This is a genomic window from Microbacterium sp. TPD7012, from assembly GCF_003075395.1.
Lineage (GTDB): Bacteria > Actinomycetota > Actinomycetes > Actinomycetales > Microbacteriaceae > Microbacterium.
Genome location: NZ_QDFV01000008.1, coordinates 38,700 through 62,649, shown reverse-complemented (window position 1 = coordinate 62,649; position 23,950 = coordinate 38,700). Strand labels below are relative to the sequence as shown.

Annotated in this window: 20 protein-coding genes and 1 tRNA gene; 12 read left to right on the top strand and 9 right to left on the bottom strand. The window is 69.5% G+C overall.

The window, feature by feature from the left end; translation table 11 throughout:
• Nucleotides 1–52: 52 nt before the first annotated feature.
• Nucleotides 53–125 (bottom strand) — tRNA-Ala (locus DC434_RS17975).
• Between the two features lie 137 nt (nt 126–262).
• On the opposite strand from DC434_RS17975, the gene DC434_RS17970 reads away from it, so the two are divergent.
• From DC434_RS17970 to DC434_RS17950, 5 genes are read left to right on the top strand one after another with little or no spacing between them, the layout of a single operon-like run.
• The gene (locus tag DC434_RS17970) at nt 263–1,333 is read left to right on the top strand and encodes an NAD(P)-binding domain-containing protein (protein ID WP_165808127.1); all 1,071 of its coding nucleotides are present in this window, start codon (nt 263–265) and stop codon (nt 1,331–1,333) included.
• A 60-nt stretch (nt 1,334–1,393) separates the two neighbouring features.
• The gene (locus DC434_RS17965) at nt 1,394–2,185 is read left to right on the top strand and encodes a hypothetical protein (protein ID WP_116636688.1); all 792 of its coding nucleotides are present in this window, start codon (nt 1,394–1,396) and stop codon (nt 2,183–2,185) included.
• The gene (locus DC434_RS17960; protein WP_133192838.1) at nt 2,182–2,709 is read left to right on the top strand and encodes a hypothetical protein; all 528 of its coding nucleotides are present in this window, start codon (nt 2,182–2,184) and stop codon (nt 2,707–2,709) included. The genes DC434_RS17965 and DC434_RS17960 overlap by 4 nt, the downstream gene beginning before the upstream one ends.
• 41 nt (nt 2,710–2,750) lie before the next feature.
• Nucleotides 2,751–3,407, top strand: a complete 657-nt coding sequence (locus tag DC434_RS17955) for an SDR family oxidoreductase (protein ID WP_116636686.1) — start codon at nt 2,751–2,753, stop codon at nt 3,405–3,407.
• A gap of 35 nt (nt 3,408–3,442) precedes the next feature.
• The gene (locus tag DC434_RS17950) at nt 3,443–4,633 is read left to right on the top strand and encodes a glycoside hydrolase family 3 N-terminal domain-containing protein (protein WP_243409005.1); all 1,191 of its coding nucleotides are present in this window, start codon (nt 3,443–3,445) and stop codon (nt 4,631–4,633) included.
• 19 nt (nt 4,634–4,652) lie between these two features.
• On the opposite strand, the gene DC434_RS17945 is transcribed toward DC434_RS17950, so the two are convergent.
• Genes DC434_RS17945 through DC434_RS17935 form a run of 3 tightly spaced genes read right to left on the bottom strand, consistent with a single transcriptional unit; the run spans nt 4,653 to nt 7,219 of the window.
• Nucleotides 4,653–5,516, bottom strand: a complete 864-nt coding sequence (locus tag DC434_RS17945) for a 3-methyladenine DNA glycosylase (RefSeq protein WP_116636685.1) — start codon at nt 5,514–5,516, stop codon at nt 4,653–4,655.
• A 1-nt stretch (nt 5,517) separates the two neighbouring features.
• A complete protein-coding gene (locus DC434_RS17940) occupies nt 5,518–6,543 on the bottom strand; it encodes a phosphatase domain-containing protein (RefSeq protein WP_116636684.1) in 1,026 nt (341 codons plus the stop codon).
• 4 nt (nt 6,544–6,547) lie between these two features.
• The gene (locus DC434_RS17935) at nt 6,548–7,219 is read right to left on the bottom strand and encodes a DedA family protein (RefSeq protein ID WP_116636683.1); all 672 of its coding nucleotides are present in this window, start codon (nt 7,217–7,219) and stop codon (nt 6,548–6,550) included.
• A 41-nt stretch (nt 7,220–7,260) separates the two neighbouring features.
• Between DC434_RS17935 and DC434_RS17930 the strand changes: the two genes are divergently transcribed.
• The 5 genes from DC434_RS17930 to holA all read left to right on the top strand — a co-directional run bounded on the left by DC434_RS17930 (nt 7,261) and on the right by holA (nt 15,274).
• On the top strand, nt 7,261–8,580 hold the full coding sequence (locus tag DC434_RS17930) for an anthranilate synthase component I family protein (RefSeq protein ID WP_116636682.1): 1,320 nt from the start codon (nt 7,261–7,263) through the stop codon (nt 8,578–8,580).
• A 25-nt stretch (nt 8,581–8,605) separates the two neighbouring features.
• The gene (gene leuS, locus DC434_RS17925; protein ID WP_207769998.1) at nt 8,606–11,191 is read left to right on the top strand and encodes a leucine--tRNA ligase; all 2,586 of its coding nucleotides are present in this window, start codon (nt 8,606–8,608) and stop codon (nt 11,189–11,191) included.
• Between the two features lie 96 nt (nt 11,192–11,287).
• Nucleotides 11,288–11,884 (top strand): ComEA family DNA-binding protein, encoded by a 597-nt coding sequence (locus tag DC434_RS17920; protein WP_116636680.1) that lies wholly within the window; start codon nt 11,288–11,290, stop codon nt 11,882–11,884.
• On the top strand, nt 11,881–14,193 hold the full coding sequence (locus tag DC434_RS17915; RefSeq protein ID WP_243409004.1) for a ComEC/Rec2 family competence protein: 2,313 nt from the start codon (nt 11,881–11,883) through the stop codon (nt 14,191–14,193). Before DC434_RS17920 ends, DC434_RS17915 begins: the two co-directional genes overlap by 4 nt.
• A 43-nt stretch (nt 14,194–14,236) precedes the next feature.
• On the top strand, nt 14,237–15,274 hold the full coding sequence (gene holA / locus DC434_RS17910; protein ID WP_116636679.1) for a DNA polymerase III subunit delta: 1,038 nt from the start codon (nt 14,237–14,239) through the stop codon (nt 15,272–15,274).
• A gap of 71 nt (nt 15,275–15,345) precedes the next feature.
• Here holA and rpsT read toward each other — a convergent pair whose 3' ends face one another.
• Entirely contained in the window at nt 15,346–15,606 is a 261-nt protein-coding gene (gene rpsT / locus DC434_RS17905) for a 30S ribosomal protein S20 (protein WP_116636678.1), read from the bottom strand.
• A 221-nt stretch (nt 15,607–15,827) separates the two neighbouring features.
• Between rpsT and DC434_RS17900 the strand changes: the two genes are divergently transcribed.
• Together DC434_RS17900 and DC434_RS17895 are read left to right on the top strand one after the other, a co-directional pair.
• Nucleotides 15,828–17,201: a GH1 family beta-glucosidase gene (locus DC434_RS17900; RefSeq protein ID WP_116636677.1), complete on the top strand. Its 1,374-nt coding sequence runs from the start codon at nt 15,828–15,830 to the stop codon at nt 17,199–17,201.
• Complete coding sequence (locus DC434_RS17895; RefSeq protein WP_116636676.1) at nt 17,198–18,418, top strand: MFS transporter; 1,221 nt, start codon at nt 17,198–17,200, stop codon at nt 18,416–18,418. The genes DC434_RS17900 and DC434_RS17895 overlap by 4 nt, the downstream gene beginning before the upstream one ends.
• Here DC434_RS17895 and DC434_RS17890 read toward each other — a convergent pair.
• The 4 genes from DC434_RS17890 to DC434_RS17875 all read right to left on the bottom strand — a co-directional run bounded on the left by DC434_RS17890 (nt 18,413) and on the right by DC434_RS17875 (nt 23,949).
• On the bottom strand, nt 18,413–19,141 hold the full coding sequence (locus DC434_RS17890; RefSeq protein WP_116636675.1) for an alpha/beta hydrolase: 729 nt from the start codon (nt 19,139–19,141) through the stop codon (nt 18,413–18,415). The two genes, DC434_RS17895 and DC434_RS17890, sit on opposite strands and share 6 nt — an antisense overlap.
• Before the next feature lie 86 nt (nt 19,142–19,227).
• Nucleotides 19,228–20,946 (bottom strand): ABC transporter family substrate-binding protein, encoded by a 1,719-nt coding sequence (locus DC434_RS17885; RefSeq protein ID WP_116636674.1) that lies wholly within the window; start codon nt 20,944–20,946, stop codon nt 19,228–19,230.
• Between the two features lie 139 nt (nt 20,947–21,085).
• Complete coding sequence (locus DC434_RS17880) at nt 21,086–23,014, bottom strand: ABC transporter ATP-binding protein (protein ID WP_116636673.1); 1,929 nt, start codon at nt 23,012–23,014, stop codon at nt 21,086–21,088.
• Nucleotides 23,011–23,949, bottom strand: coding sequence for an ABC transporter permease (locus DC434_RS17875; protein WP_243409003.1), 939 nt, complete (start codon nt 23,947–23,949; stop codon nt 23,011–23,013). The genes DC434_RS17880 and DC434_RS17875 overlap by 4 nt, the downstream gene beginning before the upstream one ends.
• Nucleotide 23,950 lies beyond the last annotated feature (1 nt).

Here is a 23,950-nt window from a genome sequence, read left to right as displayed (position 1 = left end):
GCACAGCGCGCTAAGACGGGAAAAGCCCCCGGTGACCCGGGGGCTTTCGTTGTGGACCTGGGGGGACTCGAACCCCCGACCCCCTGCATGCCATGCAGGTGCGCTACCAGCTGCGCCACAGGCCCAGAACGCCGCTCCGAACTTCCCGGAGCAACTTGAAAAGAGTACTACACGAATCCGCGCGAACACCAATCGGGGCGGGCCTCCCGGGCGCGTCGTCGCGGGGCGGAACAACGACGTGCTCGAAGACGTTCGATACATCGTGAGCATCCTCGACAGCCTCGTGATCGGTGCAGGGCAGGCCGGCCTCTCGTCGTCGTTCCACCTCTCCCGCCTCGGGATCTCCCACGTCGTCCTGGACTCGGGCGACCGTCCGGGCGGAGCGTGGCAGCACCGCTGGGATGCGCTGACGATGCGCGACGTGCACGGCGTCGCCGAGCTCCCGGACGACGTCGCTCCGCCCCGGGACGAGGAACGTGCGAACGTCGCCGTGCCCGCGTACTTCGCCGCCTACGAGCAGGAGCATGCGCTCCCCGTCATCCGTCCGGTGAAGGTCGACCGTGTCGAGGACCGGGACGGACTCCTCGTCGTGCGCGCTCAGGAACGGGAGTGGACGACGCGCACCCTCGTGAACGCGACAGGCACGTGGACGCACCCGTTCCTGCCGCATGTGCCCGGCATGGAGACCTTCGTCGGGGAGCAGCTGCACACCGTCGACTACCCGGGTCCCGCGCACTTCGTCGGCAAGCGCGTGCTCGTGGTCGGGGGAGGAGCCTCGGCCGTGCAGTTCCTCGGCGCGCTGGCTCCCCTCACGGAGACGCTGTGGGTGACGCGCCGCGAACCCGTCTGGCGCACCGACGACTTCTCTCCGGAGGCCGGTGCCGCCGCTGTCGCGCTCGTCGAGCAGCGCGTCGCGGCCGGACTCCCGCCGCAGAGCGTCGTCAGCGTCACGGGGCTCATGCTGCGTCCCCAGGAGCGCGAGGCGGAGCGCCTGGGCGCCTACGCCGATCGGCGCCCGATGTTCGAGCGGATCGAGGCCGACGGCGTGCGCTGGGCGGACGGCTCGTTCGAGCGCGTCGACGTGATCCTGTGGGCGACGGGCTTCCGTCCCGCGATCGCGCATCTCGCTCCGCTCCACCTCCGCAGCGCCGCGGGCGGCATCCAGCTCGATCGGAACGGGCGGGGCACGACCGCCGTCGCCGATCCCCGGATCCAGATGGTCGGATACGGTCCGTCGGCGAGCACGATCGGCGCGAACCGCGCAGGGCGCTCGGCGGCGACGGGCGTGCAGCGGATGCTGCGCCTCTCCGGGGCTCCGGTCACCGCCGGTTAGCACGTCCGCACGCGGAACCTGTGTTCGGTAGGTCGCGCACCCCGTCGCTACGCTGAGGGCATGCTCCGCATCGTGTTCGTGATCGTCTGGCTTCTGCTCTCGGCCTGGCTCCTCATCTGGGTCGGCGAGGGCCTCTTCGGCGTCGACCAGCGGCATTCGATCCTCCCGTTCTCCGGCGAGGACACGCTCGGCGGGCCGATCCTCATCGGCGTCGCGTGGGGGCTGCTGCTCACCTTCGGCGGCATGTTCCTCGGTTTCCGGGGGCGCAGGATCCCGCGCGGCGAACAGCAGATCGGGGTGGGCACGATCGTCGAGGTCTCCCGCACCGGGCTGACCGTGAACGACGTGCCGCAGTATGACGTCTTCATCCGCGTGACGCCGTCTGCCGGAGACGACTTCATCGGACAGCTGCGGATGCTGGTGGAGGCGACCGACGCGGCCGCGCTGCAGGTCGGCCAGCCGCTGGCGGTCCGCTACAGCCCGACCGATCAGGACACGATCGAGTTGGCCGATCCTTCCGATCCGGCCGTCCGGGACGCCCTGTTGCAGTGGCGGATCGGTCGCGGGCTGATCGATCCGAGTCAGGTACGGGCGCGGACGACCGGCACCCAGGTCCCGGCATCCGTCCTCGAGGTCCGTCCGACGGGCCGTCGCAGAGAGGGACAGAGCGAGCTCGCGCTCCGAGTGCTGATGGCTCCGGAGGGTGCGGCGACGTGGGAGGCGGACACCACGGTCTTCGTCTACCCGCAGGCGATCTCCCATCTGCAGGTCGGCGCGCCGATCTGGGCGTTCTACCGGCGAGAGGATCCGCAGACGGTCGCGATCACGATCGAGAAGGAGGCCGGGCGATGAACCCCATGGAAACGCTGATCTGGCTGCTGAACTTCCCGGCGGCGCACGGCTACGCGATGGTCTTCATCGCGGGATTCTCGATCCTCGGCCTGTTCGCGATGTCCGTGCGTGCAGCCTCGCCGGGCGGCGAGCTCCGTGCCATCCGCGAGCGCGAGGGGCTCCTGCGGCCGGAGGAACGGGCGCGAGGGCAGGTGGGCGGACGCATCCTCCGCGTGTTCTTCCGCATCCTCGCGTTCATCATGCTGGGATCGCTGGTGATCGGCATCCTGAGCCTCACGGGTGTCCCGGTGACGCGCGCCTACATCCACGACAACGGCCGCCCGACCACGGCGACGATGGACGGAGACTGGGTGACCTTCACGACGGCCGAGGGCGTCGAGTACACGCTGGAGAGCAACTTCTTCACTCCGGCGGTCTACCCGGACCGCGACAGCTACCTGCCGAGCGGCTCGCCCGTCGTCGTGCGGTATCTGGCATCGCATCCGCAGGCTTTCGTGATCGACAGCACGCAGACCCCGCGCTGACGTCATCCCCCGCGTCGCACCCGGAGCGTAGGGTGAGGAGCATGTCGCGCATCATCGTGTTCGGCGGCCACGGCCGCATCGCCCTGCTCCTCGCGCCCCTGCTCGTCGAGAGGGGTGACGAGGTCACCGGGGTCATCCGCAACCCCGAACATGCCGACGATGTCGAGGCGGGCGGGGCCCGCGCGCTGGTGGCCGACATCGAGACGATGGATGTCGAGGCTCTCGCCGAGATCATCCGCGGTCACGATGCCGTCGTCTGGTCGGCCGGTGCCGGCGGGGGAGATCCGCAGCGCACCTACGCCGTCGACCGCGACGCGGCGGAGCGGTCGATGGATGCGGCGGAGCGCGCCGGCGTGCGCCGCTACGTCATGGTCTCGTGGATCGGTTCGACCGCCGATCACGGCGTCCCCGAGGGCGACTCGTTCTTCGCCTACGCCGATGCCAAGTGGGCGGCCGACGAGCACCTGCGCGGCACGGGGCTCGAGGGCACGATCCTCGCTCCCGGAACGCTCACGCTCGACGACCCGACCGGCCGGATCCGGATCGACCCCGACGGCCGCGGAGAGGTGTCCCGGGCCGACGTCGCCGCGGTCATCGCCGCGTCGCTCGCAGAGCCGTGCACGATCGGTCGCACCCTCCGCTTCGGCAACGGGAGCACGCAGACCGCGCTGCCCATCGCCGAGGCGCTCGCCTGCTGAGCGTGCCACGGGCAGGGAGAACGAGGAGGAGCGCCGTGACGCGTCGACACCGTGGGTGGGCGGCCGCCGCCCTCGCCGGGATCGTCGTCGCCGTGGTGTGCGTCGCGACGGCCGCGTCGGCGACGGCGACGACGCGGGCACCCGCTCCGGCGGTCGCTGCCGTGCCCTCCGGTCCGAGCGATCGTGCCGACCAGCTCGTCGCCCGGATGACGGTGGCGGAGCAGGCGGCGAGCATCGTCATGGGACACGTGCCGAGCACCGATGCGGGGGCTCTCCGCTCGTACATGGAGTCCGGCATCGGCGGCTTCATCCTGATGGGCGCCAACATCCCGGCGACCGAGGCCGAGCTCCAGGGCCTCACCGCCGCGCTGACCATCGATCCGGCCCTTCCGCCGCTGATCGCCGTCGATCAGGAAGGCGGTCTGGTCTCGCGGCTCGACGGCGACGACTTCGCCGCCTCGACGACCCTCAAGGTCCTCCCGCCGGAAGACGCGGCCTCAGCCTTCGCCGCCCGCGGCTCTCTCGTCGCCCGCGCCGGCATCACAGTGAACTTCGGAACGGTCGCCGACTTCACGGCGGACACCGCATCCTTCAGCTACGGTCGGTCGCTCGGCGCCGACGCGTCGTCCGCGGCCGATCGGGTCGCCGCTGCCACGACGGCTCAGGAGCAGTTCGTCGGGTCGACGCTCAAGCACTTCCCCGGCCACGGGGCCGCACCGGGGGACTCGCACAGTGCGATCCCGAGCACGCCGATGGGCCTGGACGAATGGCGCGCGACGGAGGCTCTGCCCTTCGCCGCCGGCATCGATGCCGGCGCGTCGCTGCTCATGTTCGGTCACCTGTCGTACACGTCGGTCGATCCGACGCCCGCCTCGCTGTCGGCGACGTGGCACGAGATCGCCCGGGAGGAGCTCGGCTTCGAGGGCGTCGCGGTGACCGACGATCTGGGCATGCTGCTCTCCTCCGGAGATCCCGCGTACGCCGACCCGGTGGCCAATGGCGTGGCGGCCGTCGCCGCGGGCAACGACCTCGTGCTGATGATCGCCGGGTCCGATGCCGAGACGGCCGGACAGATGGCCGCCGGCATCGCGGCCGCCGTCGAATCCGGGTCGCTCCCGGCGGAGCGGCTGACCGAGGCCGCGACACGGGTGATGGCGCTTCGCCTCAGCCTGTCCACCGCGACGGCGCAGTGGGCCGTGTGCCCGGACTGCGAGCCGGCGGACTGAGGACCAGGCAGCCTGACGCTCAGGCGGCCTCGGCGGTGCTCTCTCCGAGCCATGCCGTGAGCAGCGCGGAGCGCAGGACGATGCCGCGGTCGGCGAACCCGCGCTGACGGCGCACGTACTCGCTCTTTCCGTCGACGGTCTCGATCGGCACGGGCACGACACCCCAGGCCGAGAGATCGTACGGTGCCGCCTCCATGTCGAGCAGACGGATGTCGCGCGCGAGCTCGAAGGTGTCGAGCAGCAGCTCGCCCGGGATCAGCGGTCCGAGCTTCATCGCCCACTTGTACAGGTCCATCCCGGCGTGCAGGCAGCCGGGTTGCTCGAACAGGGGCTGCTCCTCGCGTGACAGCGCGGTGCGATTGCGCGGCACGGCGTCGGGGGTGAAGAAGCGGAACGCGTCGAAGTGCGTGCAGCGCAGGTCGTGCCCCTCGACCACCGCGTCGGTGCCGGCCTGTCCGAGCCGCAGCGGCACGGGGTGGCGAAGTTCGTCGGTCCGATACACCATGGCCCACTCGTGCAGTCCGAAGCATCCGAACTGTCCGGGTCGAGAGGCCGTGCGGCGCAGCATCCGTTCGATGAGTCCGGCGAGCTCCTGCTTCTCCGCAGCGAACGCCTCGGCGTCGGGCACGACGGAGTTCTCCGTGGAGCCGGGGGAGTACCAGCGCCACGAGGCGCGCTCGGGAGCATCCGCCAGCTCGACGCCAGCCCCCGGGTGCCAGCGCCGCAACTGGGCGGGCTTGTAGGCGTAGTAGGTGAACAGGAAGTCCCACACCGGGTGCTTCTCTCCGCGCGCTGCGCGGTCGCGATGCGCGGCCGTCAGGGCGTCTGCTCGCTCCTGGTGGGCGCTCTCGCGCACCAGCCACTCCTCGCGTGCGAGTGCCATGTCAGTGCAGGATGCCGGCTTCGCCCAGCTGATCGCGGAGCCCTGCGCCGTCTTCGGCGCTGACCCAGGGAGCGGAGTCCGCGGCGTGCGGCTCCGACTCGGCACGACCACCGGCGAGCACGGCTTCGGCGGGGAGCAGGCGACGGATGGCGACGCCCGCCACCGACTCGGGGTGCTCCTCCATGAACTGCGTGTAGATGGACTCGTCGTGCTGACCGTCATCGCCGATCAGCAGCCACTTCACGTGGGGGAACTCCGTGGCGAGTCGCCGCAGGTTGGTGAGCTTGTGCTCGCGTCCGCTGCGGAACCAGCGGTCGTGCGTGGGACCCCAGTCGGTCAGCAGCATGGAGCCGGCCGGGAACAGGTGACGGCTGAGGAAGCGCCACAGCGTGGGCGCCACGTTCCAGGCGCCGGTCGACAGGTAGACCATCGGGGCGCCCGGATGCTGTCGCAGCAGCTGATCGAGGAGCACGGCCATTCCGGGGACGGGGAGGCGCGCATGCTCGTCGAGCACGAAGGAGTTCCAGAAGGCGATGAACGGACGCGGGAGTGCGGTCACCATCACGGTGTCGTCGACGTCGGACAGCACGCCGAACGTGGTGCTCTCGGCCACGATGAACGCCCGCGCCTCTACGGGCTCCTGTCCCTCGACGGAGATCGTGAAGGTCTGCCACCCCGGTTCGAGGTCGGCGTGGATGACGGTGTCGACGACACCGCCGCGGTCGGCGACCACCTGGTGCGTCGACCCGCCGACGTGGACGGCGACGGCAGCGAAGCTCACCGGGATGCCGACGAAGCTGCGCCATCCCCGGACGCTCGCCGGCTCGCCGTCGCGGGTGCGGCGCTGCGGCGGGACGATCAGGACGCGGCCGACGACGCGGACCCAGCCCGGTCCGCCGTATCCGGGGAACGGCAGGATCGTCGCGACCCGTCCGCGGCGACGCGCACGGCCCTCACGCCAGACGTGGAGGCGGTGCTCGAGTCGCGCGAACCAGTGGATCCGGGGCGCCGGGGGTGCGGAAGCCATTGCCTCAGTCTTTCACGTCGGCGTCCGTCTCCGCGTCCTCCGTCTCCAGGTGACGGGATTCCAGGCGCTGGAGCAGCTTCTTCCCGAGGAAGGCGAGCACGAGGAACAGAGCGATGATGCCGACGAAGATGTATCCCGCGAAATGCACCCGGTCGACGAGTTCCCGGAAGCTCCCGGCCGCCAGTGAGGAGACGCTGACGTACGCCGTGGCCCAGATGACGCACGCGGGTGCGGTCCACGCGAGGAACCGGCGGTACGGGTACTCGCTCATGCCGACGGTGAGCGGGACGAGCGAGTGCAGGACCGGGAGGAACCGGGAGAGGAAGATGGCGATGCCTCCGCGGCGCGCCAGATAGTTCTCGGCGCGCACCCAGTTCTTCTCGCCGATCCTCCGTCCCAGCCACGACGCGCGGATGTGTGGACCGAGCCAGCGACCGAGGAAGAAGCCGATGCTCTCGCCGATGAGTGCGCCGATGACGACGGCGATCCCCATCGCGATGCCCTCCAGCGGGCTGGTGACGCCGATGGAGGCGATGATGACGATCGTGTCGCCCGGGACGATGAGCCCGATCAGGATGCTCGTCTCCAGCATGACGGCGAGCCCGGCCACCAGCGTGCGCGTGACCGGATCGATCGACTGCACGGTGTCGAGGAGCCAGAGCAGGAGGTCGTCCACCTCATGAGGATACGGGAGCAGCCCGGTCCTAGGCTGGACGCGTGAGCGAACGCCTGAGTCCCCGAGAGCTGCCCCGGTGGGTGGACCCGGCGAGCGTCTTCCGGATGCTGGAGGACCAGGCGGCCGACGTGTTCTGGCTCGATGCCGGAGCGGCTGCGACCGAGGGCTGGAGCTTCGTCGGCACGGGGGAGCCATCTGACCTTCCGGAGGACGTGCGTCTCGACGTCGCCCCCACGGACGGCGCTCTCCCGCCCTTGACCGGCGGGTGGGTCGGCTGGCGCGACTACGAGAGCGGTGCGAGCGCGGCCGGGGCCCCTGTCTCCGACGACGGGGATGCCGCGGGCTCCTCCTGGCTGCGTGTCACCCGCGTCGTCGCCTTCGATCACGCGTCCGGGCGCACGTGGACGCTCAGTGCGGAGGAGGATGCCGAGACCTGGGCGGTCGCCGTCGCGGCGGCATCCGGTCGTCCGGACGGAGAACCTCGCAGCGCGGACGGCGCCGCTCCTCGGATCGCCGAGGCTCGCCACGATCCCCAGGAGTATGCCGCTCTCATCGAACGCTGCCGCGAGCTGATCCGCGCGGGCATCGCGTACCAGCTGTGCCTCACGACGCGCTTCACGGTCCCGGGGGCGCATGACGCGGTCGCGGTCTACGAACGCCTGCGAGCAGCCACGCCCGCGCATCACGGCGGTTTCCTCCGTATCGGAGGGCGCGCGCTGCTGAGCGCGAGTCCCGAGCAGTTCCTCCACGCTGGGGGAGGAGTGATCCGCTCCCGGCCCATCAAGGGGACGCGCCCCCGCCATGCAGACCCGGAGACGGATGCCGCGCTCGCCGCCGAGCTCGCCGTGAACGTCAAGGAGCGCGCCGAGAACGTGATGATCGTGGACCTGATGCGCAACGACCTCTCGCGGGTGTGCGTGCCCGGCTCGATCCGAGTGGACGGCCTGTGGACAGTGGAGAGCTATCCCGCCGTGCACCAGCTGGTCAGCACGGTCAGCGGAACGGCGGCTGAGGGCACCACGGTCGGGGCCCTGCTCGCGGCGACGTTCCCGGCCGGGAGCATGACCGGCGCGCCGAAGCTCTCGGCCATGACGCGGCTGCACGAGCTCGAGGGCGGCCCGAGGGGCGTCTACGCGGGGTGCTTCGGGTATGTGGGCGTCGACGGCGCCGTCGACCTGGCGATGGTCATCCGCAGCATCGTGATCGACGAGCATGAGGCGGTCATCGGCGCCGGGGGCGGAATCACCTGGGGGTCGGTCGCCGTCGCCGAGGTGGCCGAGGTCGCGACCAAGGCGCGGGCCCCGCTGGCAGCGCTCGGTGCGGAAATGCCCGTGCTCTGGCGTTCCGATATCCTGAACTGATCCCGTTTTTCCCTGCAGATTGGTCGTGCGTTCGTTGTCTGAGAACCTGTCCTTCGGTCCCGCCGACGAGGAGACCCCGTCGGCGCACGCCATCCAGAGCAAGTGGCAGAAGTACTGGGCGGAGAACGAGACATTCCTCACCGGCGGCGATGACGACACCCGCCCGCGGCGCTACGTGCTCGCGATGTTCCCGTACCCCTCCGGTGACCTGCACATGGGACACGCGGAGAACTACCTCTACTCCGACATCGTGGCGCGCTTCTGGCGTCACCGCGGGCACAACGTGCTCAACCCGATCGGCTGGGACTCGTTCGGCCTGCCGGCCGAGAACGCCGCGATCCGGCAGGGCGCCGACCCCCGCGAGTGGACGTACCAGAACATCGCCCAGCAGAAGAAGGCGTTCCAGTCGTACGGCGTCTCCTTCGACTGGTCGCGCGTGCTGCACACCTCCGACCCGGAGTACTACCGCTGGAACCAGTGGCTGTTCCTGAAGCTGCACGAGCGCGGGCTGGCCTATCGCAAGAAGAGCGCCGTCAACTGGTGCCCCAACGACCAGACGGTGCTGGCGAACGAGCAGGTCGTCGACGGCCGCTGCGAGCGCTGCGGCTACGAGGTCGTGAAGAAGAAGCTGACCCAGTGGTACTTCAAGATCACCGACTACGCCGACCGTCTGCTCGACGACCTGAACCAGCTCGAGGGGTTCTGGCCGCACAAGGTGCTGCAGATGCAGCGCAACTGGATCGGCCGCTCGGTCGGTGCCGACGTCGACTTCCGCATCGAAGGACGCGACGAGCCGGTCACGGTCTTCTCGACGCGCCCCGACACGCTGCACGGAGCGACGTTCTTCGTCGTGGCGCCGGACTCCGACCTGGCCGCCGAGCTCGCTGCTGGCGCGCCGGTCGAGGTGCAGGAGCGGTTCCGCACCTACCTGGAGCAGGTGCAGAAGGAGAGCGACATCGATCGGCAGTCCACGGACCGTCCGAAGACCGGTGTCTTCCTGGAGCGCTACGCGATCAACCCCGTCAACGGCGAGAAGCTGCCGGTCTGGGCGGCCGACTACGTGCTGGCCGACTACGGCCACGGCGCGGTCATGGCCGTGCCGGCGCACGATCAGCGCGACCTGGACTTCGCCCGCGCCTTCGACCTGCCGGTCAAGGTCGTCGTCGACACCACGGCCCCCGTCACCGGTGCGATGCCGGTCATCGAGGTCGACGAGGAGGGCGTGCCGATCGACACCGGTGCAGCTCTGGATGAGCAGAACCCGGCGTCCACCGGCATCGCCCTGACCGGCGAAGGCCGCATGATCAACTCGGGCGCGCTGAACGGCCTGTCCAAGCGCAACGCGATCGCCCGCGCGATCGAGCAGCTGGAGGCGTCGGGCACCGGGCGCGCAGCCAAGAACTACCGTCTGCGCGACTGGCTGATCTCGCGCCAGCGCTTCTGGGGCACCCCGATCCCGATGCTGCACGCCGAGGACGGCCGGATCATCCCGGTTCCCGAGGACCAGCTGCCGGTGAAGCTGCCGAGCGTCGAGGGCCTCGACCTGAAGCCGAAGGGCTCGTCGCCGCTGGGCGCGGCCGAGAGCTGGGTGCAGACCGTCGATCCGCAGACCGGCGACCCGGTGCTGCGCGACCCCGACACCATGGACACCTTCGTCGACAGCTCGTGGTACTTCCTGCGCTTCCTGTCGCCGAACAGCGACACGGTCGCCTTCGACCCCGCTCAGGCGTCGCGCTGGGCACCGGTCGACTCGTACATCGGCGGCGTCGAGCACGCGATCCTGCACCTGCTGTACGCGCGCTTCATCACCAAGGTGCTGTTCGACATGGGGCTGATCGACTTCACCGAGCCGTTCTCGAATCTGATCAACCAGGGCATGGTGCTGCTCGACGGCGCGAAGATGTCGAAGAGCAAGGGCAACCTGGTGCTGTTCGAGGAGGAGCTCGACGCCTACGGCGCCGACGCCCTGCGCGTGGGTCTGGCGTTCGCGGGACCGGTGGAAGACGACAAGGACTGGTCCGACGTCTCGACGACCGGTGCGCAGAAGTTCCTGGCGCGCGCCCTGCGGATCGCGGGCGAGGTCGACAGCCCCGTCGACGTCGTCTTCGCCAGCGGTGACGCGGCGCTGCGCCGTGCCACGCACAAGCTGCTGGCCGAGGCTCCTGCGCTGGTCGAGCAGACGAAGTTCAACGTGCTGGTCGCCCGCCTGATGGAGCTCGTCAACATCACGCGCAAGACGATCGACGGCGCTGCGGGTGCGTCCGACCCCGCCGTGCGCGAGGCCGCGGAGACCATCGCCGTGATGCTCGACCTCATCGCCCCGCACACCGCGGAGGAGATGTGGGAGATCCTCGGGCACGAGCCGTCCGTCGGCCTGGTCACCTGGCGTTCGGCCGACCCGGCGCTGCTCGTGGAGGACACGATCACCGCCGTCGTGCAGGTGGGCGGCAAGGTGCGCGCCCAGCTCGAGGTGTCGGCGAGGATCGGCGAGGCCGATCTCGAGGCACTCGCCCGCGCGGACGAGCGCGTGATCCGATCGATCGGCGACCGCGAGATCGTGAAGGTCGTCGTGCGCGCGCCGAAGATCGTCAGCTTCGTCGTCAAGGGCTAGAACCGCTTCCTGCACCGGGGACCGATCCTGAGGGATTGTCCCCGGTGCCTGGTTCTCAGGCTTCGTCGGTTGTCCGGGGCGGCCTAGCGTTGCGGGATGCCTCCAGAGCCGCCCCCGCCGCCGCCGCGACGTCGCCTGCGGTTGAGCATCGGGGCGGGCGTGGTCCTCGCGCTCGTCGTGCTCTCGGCAGCGGTCGGCTTCGGCATCCTGCGCGGCCAGGCGGAGCCGGTGGATTCCCTGCCGCTGGCAGAAGCCGGTGCGACTGCGGGCCCGACGGGTGAGCTCTACGTGCACGTGCTGGGCGCGGTCGCGCACCCGGGGCTCTACGTGCTCGATCTCGATGCGAGGCTGGTGGATGCCCTTGCGGCAGCAGGAGGCACGACCGACGACGCCGACCTGGCGGCGGTGAACCTTGCGCGTGTCCTCGCCGATGGCGAGCAGATCGTCGTGCCCACGGTGGGGGCGACCTCGGATGCCTCGGGCGGCGCGGCGCCGGGGGACGACCGCATCGACCTGAATGCCGCTGACCAGGCGGCGCTCGAGACCCTGCCGCGCATCGGGCCGGCACTCGCGGAGCGGATGATCGCCTGGCGCGACGAGAACGGGCGCTTCGCCTCGGTGGACGATCTGCTCGCCGTGCCGGGGATCGGCGTGAAGCTGCTGGCCGGCATCCGCGAGGCCGTGCGCGTATGAGGCCACGCGATCTGCGTCTGCTGCCGCTCGCGGCCGCGGTGTGGTGTGTGGCCCTCTTCTGCGTGTTCGTCCCGGGGTCGGCGTGGGGGAGCGCGGCGATCTGCGGGATCGCCGCCGTGTCCGTTCTCGGGGCGTTCTCGTGGCGGCGACGTCATGGCGGGCTCCATGCCGGCGCAGGACTTCTGATGGTGACACTGGCCGCGGGTGCCGCGGTGGCGATGTCGACGGGGTTCGCGTCACCCGCGCGTGACCGCATCGCGGAGTGGGACGGACGCGTGGTCGAGGTGGTCGCCGAGGTGACATCGTCGGCGTCGACCGGTCAGGACGGACGGCTCTGGTTCGAGGCCGTCTCGATCGACGTCGGACCGCCGGGGCAGGCGAGGCCGCTGGCGGCACCCGTGCGGATCGGCATCGACCCGGCCGACGGCTTCGACCTCGGAGCGCGGATCCGCGTCACAGGAGAGGCAGCCGCGACCGATGCGGGTGAGCGCTCGGCGCTGGTCGTCTTCGGCGGCGAGGCCGAGGTGGTCTCGCCGGCAGCAGGCGTGTTCGGTGCCGCTGCGGCGCTGCGGCTGGCCTTCGTCGAGCGCTCGCTTCGGCTGCCCGATCCGGGTTCCGGCCTGCTTCCCGGACTCGCTGTGGGAGACACCCGGGCCGTGACGCAGGAACTGACCGACGACATGCGCACGAGCGGGCTCAGTCATCTCACGGCGGTCTCGGGTGCCAACTGCGCGATCGTGGTCGGGGCCGTGTTCTGGCTGACCGCACTGTGCGGTGGAGGGCGGATGCTGCGCGTCGTGCTGGCGGCGATGGCGCTGGCCGGATTCGTGGTGCTCGTCACTCCCGAGCCGAGCGTCATCCGTGCAAGCGTGATGGCCGGCGTGGCGATGCTGACCGTGCTGCTCGGAAGACCGACTGCGGGCGCGGGCATGCTCGCGCTCTGCGTCGTCGTCGTCCTGCTGGCCGACCCGTGGCTGGCTGCGACACCCGGCTTCGCCCTGTCCGTCGTTGCGTCCGGGGCGCTGATCCTGCTGGCGCCGCCACTGAGCCGCGGGATGACGCGATGGATGCCCGCGCCGGTGGCGCTGGCGATCGCCGTGCCGCTCGCCGCGCAACTCGCCTGCGGGCCCATCATCGCCCTCTTCGCCGAGCAGCAGTCGCTCATCGGGATCGCCGCCAACCTGCTCGCGGCGCCGGCCGCGCCCGTCGCGACGGTGATGGGATTGCTCGCGTGCCTCGCCGCACCGATACCGCCCCTCGCCGACCTGCTCACGGCATCAGCCTGGCTGCCGGCCGCATGGATCGCGACGACGGCGACGACGACCGCGCAGCTGCCCATCGCTCAGATCCTGCTCCCGGCCGGGCTCGCCAGCGCGCTGCTGGTGCTCGCGGTCGGCGTGTCGATGGCGTCCGTGCTCATCGGATGGCGCGGTTCGCTCCCTCCGCGGGTCGCGCGCGTGGCCGCGGTCGCACGACAGGGCGCGGCGGGCGTTCTCATCGTCACGCTCTCGCTCGCCGGGGCGCACTTCGCCCTCTCGGGGCCGCTGGCCACGTCGACGGCACCCGACGGCTGGTCGATCGCCGCATGCGACGTGGGGCAGGGCGACGCGCTCCTCGTGCGCTCCGCCGGGCAGGTGGCGCTCATCGACACGGGGCCGGAACCGGGTCCGCTGGCCGAGTGCCTGGCGTCGCTGGGCATCCAGCACGTCGACCTGCTCGTGCTGTCGCACTTCGACCTCGATCATGTCGGCGGAACGGCGGCGGTCTTCGGAAAGGTCGATGCGGTGCTGCACGGCCCCACGGCGGAGCCGGCCGACGAGAGGCTCCTGGACGACCTGGTCGCGGGCGGAGCGCGTCTCACACCGGCTTCAGCCGGCCTGCGGGGCCGTCTGGGGTCCGCCGCGTGGCGGGTGCTGTGGCCGATCCGGGACTCCGCGGCCTTCCCGCCCGGCAACGACGCGAGCGTGGTGGTCGACTTCGACGGCGGGGGAGTACCCCGCTCGCTCTTCCTCGGAGACCTCGCGGCCGAGCCGCAGCGCATGCTGCTGCGCACCGTGCGGCTCGGGACATATGCGGTGGTGAAGGTCGCCCATCACGGCAGCGCGGATCAGGATCCGGGGCTGTACGAAGCCGTGCGGGCGACCGCGGCGATCTTCAGCGCCGGAGCCGAGAACGACTACGGTCATCCTCGGGACGCGGCACTCGACATGCTGACCGCCACCGGCGCCCACAACCTGCGCACCGACACGCAGGGGCGCATCCTGCTCGGCATCCGCGATGAGGAGCTGCAGGTCTGGACGGAACGGTGACCGGGACCGTCGCCGTGTCCCCGGCCCCCGGTAGTCTGGATCCATGGCAGCTTCGCGTCCCCCCTCCCGTGGCGGCGCGAAGGCCGGCAAGATCCCCCAGGTGTCGTGGCGCGAGCCGCATCCGGCACCGCTGGTGCTGGTCTTCGGACCCGAGGAGATCTGCGCCGAGCGCGCGATCGCGGGCGTGCGCGACTACCTTCGCGCCGAGGATCCCTCGCTCGAGGTCAGCGACGTGCGCGCCGACGACTACGAACCCGGCACACTGCTGTCGCTCACCTCGCCGTCCCTGTTCGGCGAGCCGCGGCTCGTCCGCGTGTCCGGCGTGGAGAAGTGCACCGACGCGTTCATCCAGGAGGCGGTGTCGTACCTCGACCATCCTCAGGAGGGCGCGACCGTCGTGCTGCGGCACACCGGTGCGAGCGTCCGAGGCAAGAAGCTCCTCGACGCGCTGCGTGCCGGGAACGGCGGCGGTATCGAGATCGCGGTGCCTGCGATCAAACGCGACAGCGATCGGGTCGACTTCGCGGCGGGGGAGTTCCGCTCCGCGAAGAAGCGCATCGCGCCTCCGGCGCTGCGCGCACTGGTCTCGGCCTTCGCCGACGACCTCACCGAACTGGCGGCGGCCTGCCAGCAGCTGATCGGCGACGTCGAGGGCGACATCTCCGAAGACACCGTCACCCGGTACTACGGCGGGCGGGTGGAGGTCTCGGCCTTCGTCGTCGCAGACACGGCGATCGCCGGTCGCTACGGCGAGGCGCTGATCGCGCTGCGCCATGCGCTGTCGTCCGGCGCCGACCCCGTTCCGATGGTGGCCGCATTCGCCATGAAGCTCCGCACCATGGCGCGAGTGGCGGGCAACCGCGAACCCAGCAGGCAGCTGGCTCAGCGCCTCGGCATGAAGGACTGGCAGGTGGATCGTGCACGGCGCGACCTCGCCGGGTGGAACGAGCGCTCACTCGGCATGGCGATCCAGGCGACTGCGCGGGCCGACGCCGAGGTCAAGGGCGCGGCGCGCGACCCGATCTTCGCGCTCGAGCGAATGGTCACGGTCATCGCCACACGGGAACCGTTCGGCGCGTGACACCGCCGGTGCAGACATCGGGCAACGAAAAAGCCCGCCTCGAGGAGGCGGGCTGATTCAGAAGCTGATGCTCAGAGAGCGGAGACCTGCTTGGCGAGTGCCGACTTGCGGTTCGCGGCCTGGTTCTTGTGCAGAACGCCCTTGCTGACGGCCTTGTCGAGCTTGACGGCGGCCTTCTTGAGGGTGGCCTCGGCGGCGGACTTGTCGCCGGCAGCGACAGCCGTCTTGGTCGAGCGGATGAGCGTCTTGAGCTCGCTCTTCACGGCCTTGTTGCGCTCGTGAGCCTTCTCGTTGGTCTTGTTGCGCTTGATCTGCGACTTGATGTTTGCCACGTGTGGACACTTTCTGTACAGGAGTGATGGGAATGCCGGCAGCAGAAGAGGGCTGCTGCACAGCGGTCGTGAGGGAAGAACCCACACGCAAGCCAAGAGTCGAGTCTATCAGCAGACGGCTCGATCACGCGAAACGACCACGAGAAGCGACACTGAGTCGCGGATCTGCTGGTACCGGGTGCAGAATCAACGGTATCCGGACACCGATGTCGAGGAGCCACATGACCGCCGTCCCCACCCGATCGCCCCTGCCCACCGGACTCCGCTGGTCTGCCGCGACGTCCGCCTTCCAGATCGAGGGGGCTCGCGACGTCGACGGCCGAGGCCGATCGATCTGGGATGAGTTCCTCGAGGCCCCCGGCGCGATCACAGACGCCTCCACGGCCGATCTGGCGTGCGACAGCTATCGGCATCCCGAAGCAGACGTCGCTCTCGTCGCCGGTCTCGGTCTCGATCGCTACCGCTTCTCGATACCGTGGGCGCGCGTGCAGCCCGACGGTCGCGGCACGGCGAACACCGTGGCACTCGATCACTACTCGCGATTCGTGGATCGCCTGCTGGAGGTCGACGTCGTGCCGTTCCCGACCCTGTATCACTGGGAGATGCCCAGCGCGGTCGAGGCCGACGGCGGATGGCTGAGCCGCGATACGGTCGAGCGCTTCGCCGACTATGCGGCGATCGTGGTCGACAGCCTGGGCGATCGCGTCGCGCACTGGTACACGCTGAACGAACCGGCGATGACCACGCTGCAGGGCTACGCGGTCGGTGCGCTGGCCCCGGGGCGACAACTCCTCTTCGACGCCCTGCCGACGGTGCACCACCAGCTCCTCGCGCATGCCCGCGCCGCCCAGGTCATCCGCTCCCGGGCCTCCGCACAGGTCGGCCTGGTCAACAACCACACCTGGGTGCTGCCGCTGAACGACACAGCGGAGGACCGCGACGCCGCAGCCCTCTACGACCTGATCCACAACCGGGTGTTCAGCGAGCCGCTCCTGGCCGGCGAGTATCCGGATCTCGCGGCCTGGGGCCTCCCTGCGATGCCTGTGCAGGACGGCGACCTCGATGCGATCCGCGCGTCGATCGACTTCTACGGCATCAACTTCTACAACCCGACCACCGTCACCGCCGCCGATGCGTCGAGCCCCATCCCGTTCGACATCGTGCCGACACCCGGCGTTCCCGTCACGGGCTTCGGTCCCGAATGGCCGATCATGCCGGTGGCGCTGCGCGATCTGCTGGTCGACCTGCACGCGCGGCATCCGCTGCTCCCTCCCGTCATCATCGGGGAGAACGGCGCTTCCTTCCCCGAACCCGACCGCGCCGCGCGCGTGGAGGATGCCGATCGCATCGCGTATCTCGCCGGCCACATCGCGGCCGTGGGAGAGGCGATCGCCGCGGGAGTCCCCGTGGAGGAGTACACGGTGTGGTCTCTCCTCGACAACTGGGAATGGGCGGACGGCTACACGCAGCGCTTCGGTCTCGTCCACGTCGATTTCGCGACGGGGGAGCGCACCCCGAAGGCGTCGTACGACTGGTATCGGGACCTCATCGCCGGTGCCCGCTCCGCAGCAGCAGCTCGGGAGGAGACACGATGAGCGGTGCGACCAGGGCCGGCGCGCGGTGGATGTCGCTGTTCACGCTGGCGTGGCTCGCCATCTGGACCGTGCAGTTGACGCCCGTGCAGCTCCTCCTGCCTCTCCAGCTCGACACTCCGGAGGACGACTGGATCCGCGGCGTGGTCTCCTCGGGGCTCGTCCTCGGGATCGGCGGACTTGCCGGCATCGTCGCGGGGCCGGCGGCGGGAGCGCTCTCGGATCGCGCTGCCGCCGGACGGCACCGCCGACGGCCCTGGGCCCTCGGCGGCGTCTGGCTCACCGCCGTGTGCCTCGTGCTCACCGGATTCGCGAGCGGCCCCTGGGCGGTGGGAGCCGGATGGGTGGGCGTCTCGATCGGCGTCGCCGTCTCCTCCGCCGCCTTCACCGCGCTGATCGCGGATCAGCTGCCCACCACACAGCGCGGCGCCGCGGCTGCCGCCGTCGGATCGAGTCAGGCAGTCGGCATCGTGCTGGGTGTCGGCCTCGTCGTGCTCCTCGGTCTCGGCATCGTCGCCGGATATCTCCTGCTCGCCGGCATCATCGCGGTGATCGGCACGGCGGCGGCGCTGCTCCTGCCCGACCCTCCGGGGACGGCGGAGCTGCGGCCGAAGGGCGAAGGTCGAAAGACCCTCGCGTCGCTGCGCGACCGCGACTTCGCCTGGATGCTGTCCGGTCGGCTCGTGACCAACATCGGCAACGCGCTCGGCACCGCCCTCTTCCTGTTCTTCCTCCTGCACGGGCTCGGACAGCCGAGCGCCGTCGCGCAGGACAACCTGCTGCTGCTCATCCTCGTCTACACGGTATTCGTGGTGATCGCCGCGGTGCTCACGGGCATCGTGTCCGATCGCACCGGCAATCGGCGCACGCTGACCGTCGCGGCGACGGTCGTGCAGGCGGCATCCGGTGTCGCGATCGCGCTCGTCCCGACGTTCGAGATGACGATGGTCGCAGCGGCGCTGATGGGGCTCGGGTACGGAGCCTTCTCGACCGTGGGGCTCGCCTTCGCCGCAGACCTGCTCCCCGACGAGCAGGACCACGCGCGCGACCTCGGCATCGTCAACGTCACCGCGGCGCTGGGGCAGCTGATCGGTCCGGTGCTGGGGGCGGCTCTCGTCGCACTCGTCGGTGGATTCTGGCTCGTGTTCGTCGCCGCCGCCGTGCTCTCGCTCGTCGGGGGCGCGCTCACGGCCTTCGCCCGCCAGCCCGCGCGGTCATGAGCGGTCGGCGGCGTCGATCGTCGCGACCGCCAGTTCCAGGACGGCGTTGAACACGCGTGGGCGCATCGCCGTCACGAGGTGCGTCGTCCGCGGTACGACGATGAGCTCGGCATGGGGCGCGAGGCGCTGGAACAGTCGTTCGTTCACCCGCAGCTGGTCGTACTGGCCGTTCACGAACCACAGGGGGATCGTGATCCGCTCGACGGCCGTCGCGACATCGAGGGTGGAGAGGCTGCGCAGCGCGGCATCCTGTGTGTCCAAGGCGTAGCCGCCGGCGGCGAAGTCGGAGCGGTTCTCGGCCGGGATGGTCGCTGCCAGCATGCGACGGGTGATCCACATACCGCGATCCGGCAGCGAATCGACCGCGCGGAAGAGCAGCCGATAGGCGGAGAGACCGGCGCCGCGGGGGAGCGAGGTGCAGGCGGCAGCGACGACCCCGGCGACCGGAGGCGTGTCCGCCCCGCCCGCGTAGGTGAGCGAGAGCAGTCCGCCCATCGAATGGCCGACGAGAAGCACCGGTCCGTTCTCCGCGGCCGCTCGCACCGCGGCATCGATCGTGTGCAGCGCCTCGTGGAGGGTGAAGTCCTCCTGCATGCGGGAGCCGTGACCGGGAAGGTCGACCGCGGTGTACGCGTACCCGCGGGCATCGAGGTGGGCGAGCTGCGAGCGCCACATGGTCGCAGACGTGCGGATGCCGTGCACGAAGACGATCTGGACGCTCACGCGTTCAGCATAAGGAAAGCGGGGCCGGTGGATGAACCACCGACCCCGCTGCGGGTCACTTCGACGAGCTCAGTGACCCGGGAGGATCACTTCTCCCAGCCGAGGTTCTCGACCGGGGTGACTCCGAAGAGGTCGAGACCCACGTAGGGCTCCGGGGTCAGGTTCGCCAGCCCCTTCTGCGCCACGTACACCGACGGACCGTTGTAGAGCGGGATGACGCCCCAGGTCTCCTCGATGATCTTCGGCTCGAGCTTCATCGCGGCCGCGGTCCAGCTCTCGGCGTCCTTCTGCGACTCGACCTCGTCAGCGATCTGCTTGTCGATGTCGGCGGTGCCCGTACCGGAGAGGTTCAGGCCGCTGTCGGAGCAGTAGATCTGGCACATCCAGGCCGGTCCGAACGGGTCGGAGTCGGTGAAGCGGAGACCGAAGATGTCCCAGTTCTTCGACGTGAAGTCGTCGGAGAAGTCAGCCGACGCGCGGACCTCGATCTGCACGTCGATGCCGATCTCCTTCTGCTGAGCCTGCAGCGACTTCGCGAGCGCCTCCTGAACGGGGCTGTTGCTGAAGATCGGGTAGATGACCGTGAACTTGACGCCGTCCTTCTCGCGGATGCCGTCTTCGCCCTCGACCCAGCCTGCGTCGTCGAGGAGCTTCTTGGCACCGTCGACGTCGTACTTCAGACCGGCCTCGCCGAACGCGTCGCTCCATCCGTCCTGGAAGGAGTACATGTTGAGCGAGCCTGCGGGGCCCTCTTCGTAGCCGAGGCCGTTCCAGGCGATCTGCTTCTGCTGATCGATGTTGATGCCCATGAAGAACGCCTTGCGGACCTCGAGGTCTGCGAACTGCGGCTTGTCGCCGTCGACCATGAGAACCGTCTTGGCAGTCTGCTGAGCGCGACGGACGACAGCGCCGTCGACGTCCTCGACCTGGGCCAGACGCTCCTGGCTGCCGGCCTCGACCTGGTCGATCTCACCGTTCTTGAAGGCGTTGATCGCGGCGTCGTCTTCCAGAGCCGTGAACGTTACCTTGTCGAGGAGCGGAGCGTTGCCCCACCACTCGGGGTTCGGCTTGAACGAGACGAAGCCCGCGTTCGCGTCGAACTCGTCGACGGTGTAGGGACCTGCACCCCACTCGGCGTTGAGGTTGCCGATGTAGGCGTTGTTGAACGTCTCGACGTCGGCGTGCTTCGGGTTCAGGACGCCACCCGTGAGGAACGCCATGGAGGGCCAGGCGTAGATGCCGTCGAAGGTGACCACGGCGGTCTTCGCCGAGTCGCCCTGCTCGACCGAGGTGATCTGCTTGTAGCCGTCGGTCGCGTTCGGGTTGAAGCCCTCGTCGTACGAGCGGTTCGCCTTCCACGTCGCGTCGATGGCGGTCCAGTCCATGTCGGTGCCGTCGTTGAAGTGGGCCTCGTCCGTGAACGTGAAGGTCAGCGTGGTGTTGCCGCCGTCCTCGCCGATCTCGTAAGCATCGAGGTACGCGTCGTTCTTCGTGACCTCGCCCTCCGGCGAGACCAGGAGGAGCTGCGGCATGTAGTAGTACCAGAGGCGAGCGGTGTCGGCGCTGGCGTCGCTGTTGAAGGCGTTCAGCTGCTCGGGAACCTCGTTGATCTCGAAGTTGACCTCGCCGCCCTCCTTCAGGTTCTCGCGGGGCTGCGGGTTGTAGTCCGCTGCCTTGGTCTCGACGGTCTCGCCGCCGCCGTTGTCCCCGCCGCCGGTGTTACCGGAGCCGCTCGCGCAACCCGCGAGGGCGAGTGCGAGGGCGCCGCTGATCGCGATGGCCCCCAACAACTTCTTGTTCTTCATGGTGCTCCTTCCGCCTTTCGGCGATTCATAAAGGGAAGAATAGTTCGACGGCTTCCGAACCACAGCGGGCGACAGTGAATACCGCCTAACCGTTATCGGACGGTGACCCATGCTCTCCGGCATCCGGTCCCAGGCTCGTTCAGGCGAGAACGGGGCGGGTCGTCATCGTCTCGGCATCGAACACGACACGCTGGCGTGTGCGCTCGATGTCGGGGTCGGGGACCGGGATCGCCGAGAGCAGCGCCTTCGTGTAAGGATGCTGCGGGTTCTCGAAGACCTCGTCCACGTCGCCGTGCTCGACGAAGTCGCCGAGGTACATCACGGCCACGCGGTCGGCGATGTGGCGCACCACCGAGAGGTCATGCGCGACGAAGAGGTACGAGAGCCCCAGCTTCGCCTTGAGCTCGTCGAGGAGGTTGATCACGCCCGCCTGGATCGAGACGTCGAGCGCCGAGACCGGTTCATCCAGCACGACGATCTTGGGGTTGGTCGACAGAGCACGGGCGATGCCGATGCGCTGCCGCTGTCCACCGGAGAACGCCTGCGGGAAGCGGTCGCTGTGCGCGGGGTTGAGGCCGACGAGGTCCATCAGCTCGTCGACCCGGCGGTGCGCCTCCTCCTTGGGGGTGCCGATCGCGAAGAGCGGCTCCGAGATGATGTCGGCGACCGTCATCCGAGGATCCAGCGCGCCCATCGGGTCCTGGAACACGATCTGGATGTCGCGGCGCAGCTGACGCTCGACCTTGTGGCTGTGGATGTCGTTGACGCTGGTCCCGGCGATGACGATGTCGCCGTCGGTCTGCTTGACCATGTCCATGATCTGCAGGAGGGTCGTGGTCTTGCCGCTGCCGGATTCGCCGACGATGGCCATCGTCTCGCCCTCGCGCACGTCGAAGCTGACGCCCTTGATGGCGTGCACCTCGCCGACCTTGCGCTTCAGGAACGCGCCCTTGAGAAGGGGGAACGTCTTGGTGAGGTTCTTGACCTCGAGGGTGATCGGACGCTCCTCGCGCGGGAGCTTCGCCAGCGGGCTCTCCGGAACCTCGCGCACGGGGTACACGGGGATGCCGCCGAGGAGGCCGCCGTCCTCGATCTCGTGGGCGCGGATGCACGCGGCGCGGTGCTGGTCGCCGGAGCCGGTCGCGACCGGAAGGAGCTCGGGCTCCCTGGTGCGGCACGCGTCCATCACGATGGGGCAGCGGTCGGCGAACGGGCAGGCGTCCGGCAGGTTGATCAGCAGCGGCGGGTTGCCCTTGATCGGGGTGAGAGGTTCCTTCTCCGCCTTGTCGACGCGCGGGATCGCGCCGAGCAGGCCGATCGAGTACGGCATCCGGGTCTTGTGGAACAGCTCGTGCACGGGCGCCTGCTCGACAGGCTTCCCCGCGTACATCACCATCACGTCGTCGGCCGTGCGGGCGACGACGCCCATGTCGTGGGTGATCATGATGACAGCGGCGCCGGTCTCCTGCTGCGCCTTCTCGATCAGATCGAGGATCTGCGCCTGGATCGTCACGTCGAGTGCCGTGGTCGGCTCGTCGCAGATGATGAGCTTCGGGTTGTTCGCCATGGCGATGGCGATCACGACGCGCTGGCGCATGCCGCCGGAGAACTCGTGCGGGAACGACTTCATCCGTCGCTCCGGCTCGGTGATGCCCACGAGCTTGAGCAGCTCGACCGAGCGGTTCCAGGCATCCTTCTTCGACAGGCTCCGATGCACGGTCAGCGCTTCGATGAGCTGGTCGCCCACCGTGAACACGGGGGTGAGAGACGTCAGCGGGTCCTGGAAGACCATCGACATGCCGTTGCCGCGGATCACGGAGAGCTGCTTGTCGGTCATGCCGAGGAGCTCCTTGCCCTCGTACATGATCGACCCGGTGACCTTGGCGTTCTCGTCGAGGAGCCCCATGATCGCGAGCGAGGTGACGGACTTGCCCGACCCGGACTCGCCGACGATCCCGAGAGTCCTGCCGGCCTCGAGATCGAACGAGACACCGCGGACGGCCTCGACGCGTCCCGCCTCGGAGGCGAAGCTGACGGTGAGATCGCGGACGGAGAGTACGTTGCTCATGCTCGGCCTCCAGCCGCAGAGGTGGGATCGAGGGCATCGCGCAGGCCGTCGGCGACGAGCGCCATCGACACCGTGAGAAGGGTGAGCGCGGCCGCGGGGAAGTAGAACAGCCAGGGCGACGTGATCAACGAGCTCGACCCCGCGCCGATCAGCGCGCCGAGGGAGACATCGGGGATCTTGACGCCGAACCCGAGGAACGACAGACCGGTCTCGGCCACGACCGCGTTGACGACGCCCAGGGTGAAGTTGATCACGAGGAGCGATCCGATGTTCGGCAGCAGGTGGCGCAGGACGATGCGGAAACCGCGCACGCCCATGTACCGGGCGGCGCTCACGTACTCGCGCTCGCGCAGTGACAGCGCGAGAGTCCAGATCACGCGGGCGGGGAAGTACCAGCCGATCACGAAGATCATGATGAGCGCGATGACGCGCCAGTCGCCACCGGACTTGTTGGAGATCATCGCCAGGATGAGGAACGAGGGGATCACCATCATGAAGTGGATGACGAGCAGGGCGATCCGCTCGGTCCAGCCGCCGAAGTAGGCGGCAGCGGTGCCGACGAGCGCCGAGACGATGGTCACGCCGACCGATACGGTCACCGCGATCATCAGCGAGCGCTGCAGCCCGACGGCCACCTGGGCGAAGAGGTCGTTGCCGGCGTTGTTGGTGCCGAACCAGTGCTCGGCCGTGGGGCCGGTGCTCAGGGCGAGGAAGTCGAGCTCGACATGGTCGTAGCGCGCGATGAGCGGTCCGAAGATCGCGAAGAGCACGAGCAGGGCGAAGATGACGAGGCCGGCGACGGCGCCCTTGTTGCGGGCGTAGCGCCGCGAGTACAGCGTCCACTTCGACAGGCGCCGAGTCGCGACGCGCGTCGTCTCGGGGCCGGCGGGGCTCGGCGCTGCTTCGACGGTGGGGTCGATCATTTCCGAGGTCATG